Raw genomic sequence first — 3,399 nt, 5'->3', positions numbered from 1 at the left:
GAGGACGGCGGGGGTGCGGCGGGCGCGGCCAGCGCCTCGGCCATCGTGGCGACGGCCTCCCGCAGCCGGGGCAGTGCGGCGTCGCGCAGCGACTCGGCGCTGTGCCGGCTGGTGTGGCTGACCACGCTGACGGCGCAGACCGGGCGGCCTCCGGCGTCGGGGACGGGGACGGCGATCGCGATCAGCCCGGGTTCGATCAGCTGGTCGTCGAGTGACCAGCCGTGCCTGCGGGCGGAGGAGATGCGCTCGGGGAAGGCGGCGGCGCCCGCTGCGTCCGCGGCGGGCAGCGCGGGGAAGCCACTGTCCTTGGAGTCCGCGGCCCGCCGGGCCCGCCAGCGCCGCCAGGTGTCCTCGTCCCAGTCGGCGGCGAACAGCGCCCCGGGTGCGCAGCGCTCGGCGGGCAGCAGGTCGCCGAGGCGGAAGGTCAACGACATCGCGCGCCGCCGGGTGGCCTGGTGGACGAAGCGGACACCGTCGCGGTCCGGTACGGCGATGGAGACCGACTCGTCGAGGGCGTCGGCCAGGGCGTCGGCGGTCGCGCTCAGCCGGTCGGGCAGGCGGCTGGCGGACAGATAGGCGTTCCCCAGTTCCATCACCCGGGGGGTGAGGACGGCGTCGTGTCCTTCCAGCCGCAGGTATCCGGTGCGGGCGAGGGTGCTGACGACCCGGTCGACGGTTGACCGGGCAAGGCCGGTGGCGCGTACGAGGTCGCTCGCCGAGCGCCGTCCGTCGGCCGCCGCGGCGAGCTCGCGCAGCACGGCGAGCCCCCGGATCAGGGGGCCCACGGCCTCCGGCGGCGGAGCCACCGCAGCGTCGTCGAGGGGTGTCATGGGTGCTCCAACCTCGCGGAATCCTCCCGGAACCGTACCGCCCGGGGCCGTTGACAGCGCCGATGGCCCGGACGGAGAATCTTTGTGAACCGAAGTTCACTCTGCGAACAGAATGGCAGTCGGATGGACAAGGTGGTCACCTCGGCTGCACACGCCGTGGCGGACATCCCAGACGGAGCGTCGCTGGCGGTCGGCGGCTTCGGCCTCAGCGGCGTGCCGACCGCGCTGATCGACGCGGTGCACGGCGCCGGCGTCGGCGGGCTGAGCGTGGTGTCCAACAACTGCGGCGCGATGGACTCCGGCCTCGCCGTCCTGCTCGCCGCAGGCCGGATCGCCCGAGTCACCGGCAGCTACATCGGCGCCAACAAGGAGTTCGCCCGTCAGTACCTGAACGGGGAACTGGAGCTGGAGCTCATCCCGCAGGGCACGCTCGCCGAGCGGCTGCGCGCCGGGGGCTGCGGCATTCCCGCCTTCTACACCCCGGCCGGCGTCGGCACCCAGGTCGCCGACGGCGGTCTGCCCTGGCGCTACGACGGCCGGGGCGGCGTGGCGCTGGCCTCCCCGGCCAAGGAGATCAGGGAGTTCGACGGCGTGGAGTACGTCCTGGAGCGGGCCATCACCACGGATTTCGCCCTGGTGCGGGCGGCGAAGGGGGACCGGCACGGCAATCTGGTCTTCAACAAGTCGTCCCGCAACTTCAACCCGCTGGCGGCCATGGCCGGGCGGATCACCGTCGCCGAGGTCGAGGAACTGGTCGAACCCGGCGCCATCGATCCCGACCAGGTCCATCTGCCGGGCATCTTCGTCCAGCGTGTGGTGGCGCTCAGCCCCGAGCAGGCCGCGGACAAGAAGATCGAGAAGCGCACGGTCCGGGAGGTGCCGGCCTGATGGCCTGGACCCGGGACGAGATGGCCGCCCGCGCGGCCGCCGAACTGCGCGACGGCGAGTACGTCAACCTGGGCATCGGACTGCCCACCCTGATCCCCAACCACCTCCCCGAGGGCGTCCAGGTCGTCCTGGAGTCGGAGAACGGCATCCTGGGCACCGGACCGTTCCCGCTGGAGGACGAGGCCGACCCGGATCTGATCAACGCCGGGAAGGAGACCGTCACCGTCCTGCCCGGCGCCTCCTTCTTCGACTCGGCGCTCTCCTTCGGGATGATCCGCGGCGGCCACATCGACACCGCCGTCCTGGGCGCCATGGAGGTCTCCGCCTCCGGCGACCTGGCCAACTGGGCCGTCCCCGGCAGGATGGTCACCGGTATCGGCGGCGCCATGGACCTGGTGCACGGCGCCCGGCGGGTCATCGTCACCATGACCCACACCGCCAAGGACGGCAGCCCGAAGATCGTCGAGGAGTGCACCCTGCCGCTCACCGGCCGGGCCTGCGTCAACCGCGTCATCACCGACCTCGGGGTGCTGGATGTCACCGACGACGGCCTGGTCCTGGTGGAGACCGCCCCCGGCGTCACCGCCGAGGAGGTCCGGCGGCGGACCGCGGCACCGGTCCGGATCGCCCCGAACGCCGAAGGGGGCACCAGATGACCCGGCGGCCGCGCGACGTCCACAGCGTCGACGCCGCCCGCACCCCCGCGGAAGGTACCGCGGCGCCCCGGCCCACCCGCTCGCAGCCGCCGGCTCCGGAACCGGTCCTGCCGCCCCGTCCACCGGCGTGGGACAGGGCCTCGCCCTGGTCCTGGAAAGGTAGGAGCACTCCATGACCACTCCTCCGACCCAGGGGCAGATCTCCACGGAGATCGCCGAGGAGCGCGAGGCCTACGCCAAGGCCGTCGCCGGCGGCGCACCCCGGCGCAGCCACCCCGACCGCGGCTACGCGCCGTACCGCAGCAGCGTCCTGCGCCACCCCAGGCAGCCGCTGGTCGCGGTGCACGCCCCCGACGCCGTCGAGCTGTCCGGCCCGGTCTTCGGCGTCACCGACGTCACCGCCCTCGACCACGACCTCACCCGCCAGCACCGGGCAGAGCCGCTCGGCGAGCGGATCCGGGTGACCGGCCGGGTCCTGGACCGCGCCGGCCGGCCGGTGCGCGGCCAGCTCATCGAGATCTGGCAGGCCAACGCCTCCGGACGCTACGCCCACCAGCGCGACGACCACCCCGCCCCGCTCGACCCCAACTTCACCGGTGTCGGCCGATGCCTGACTGACCATCAGGGCGGATACGAGTTCGTCACCGTCAAGCCCGGTGCCTACCCCTGGCGCAACCACACCAACGCCTGGCGCCCGGCCCACATCCACTTCTCGCTCTTCGGCAGCGCCTTCACCCAGCGCCTGGTCACCCAGATGTACTTCCCCGGGGATCCGCTGTTCGCCCACGACCCCATCCTGCAGTCCGTCACCGACGACACCGCACGCCGCCGGCTGGTCGCCACCTACGACCACGACCTGTCCACCCCCGAGTGGTCACTCGGCTACCGCTGGGACATCGTCCTCGACGGCCCGTCCGCCACCTGGACCGAGGAGGGCCGCTGATGTCCCACCCGTCGACAGCCACCGCCGCGGACGGCGCGGCCGCGCCCCGCACCGCCGCGCCCGCCCCCCCCCCCTCCCAGAC

Annotated in this window: 4 protein-coding genes; 3 read left to right on the top strand and 1 reads right to left on the bottom strand. The window is 73.4% G+C overall.

The genetic code is table 11. From position 1 onward, the window contains the following. Window positions 1-830 (bottom strand): IclR family transcriptional regulator (locus AOK09_RS36310; protein ID WP_157876195.1); only part of this gene is annotated, 830 nt, incomplete at its 3' end. 123 nt (window positions 831-953) lie between these two features. Here AOK09_RS36310 and AOK09_RS36305 point away from each other — a divergent pair. From AOK09_RS36305 to pcaH, 3 genes are all read left to right on the top strand, one after another. Then, window positions 954-1,718, top strand: a complete 765-nt coding sequence (locus AOK09_RS36305; RefSeq protein WP_055591428.1) for a CoA transferase subunit A — start codon at window positions 954-956, stop codon at window positions 1,716-1,718. Next, entirely contained in the window at window positions 1,718-2,374 is a 657-nt protein-coding gene (locus AOK09_RS36300) for a CoA transferase subunit B (protein WP_055591427.1), read from the top strand. Before AOK09_RS36305 ends, AOK09_RS36300 begins: the two co-directional genes overlap by 1 nt. 172 nt (window positions 2,375-2,546) lie before the next feature. Next, on the top strand, window positions 2,547-3,317 hold the full coding sequence (pcaH, locus tag AOK09_RS36295; protein ID WP_055591426.1) for a protocatechuate 3,4-dioxygenase subunit beta: 771 nt from the start codon (window positions 2,547-2,549) through the stop codon (window positions 3,315-3,317). Window positions 3,318-3,399: the final 82 nt, after the last annotated feature.

This window comes from Peterkaempfera griseoplana (genome assembly GCF_001418575.1).
Classification (GTDB): Bacteria; Actinomycetota; Actinomycetes; order Streptomycetales; family Streptomycetaceae; genus Peterkaempfera; species Peterkaempfera griseoplana.
Note: the sequence above shows the minus strand (reverse complement) of the source record. Positions and strands in the feature narration are given on the sequence as shown.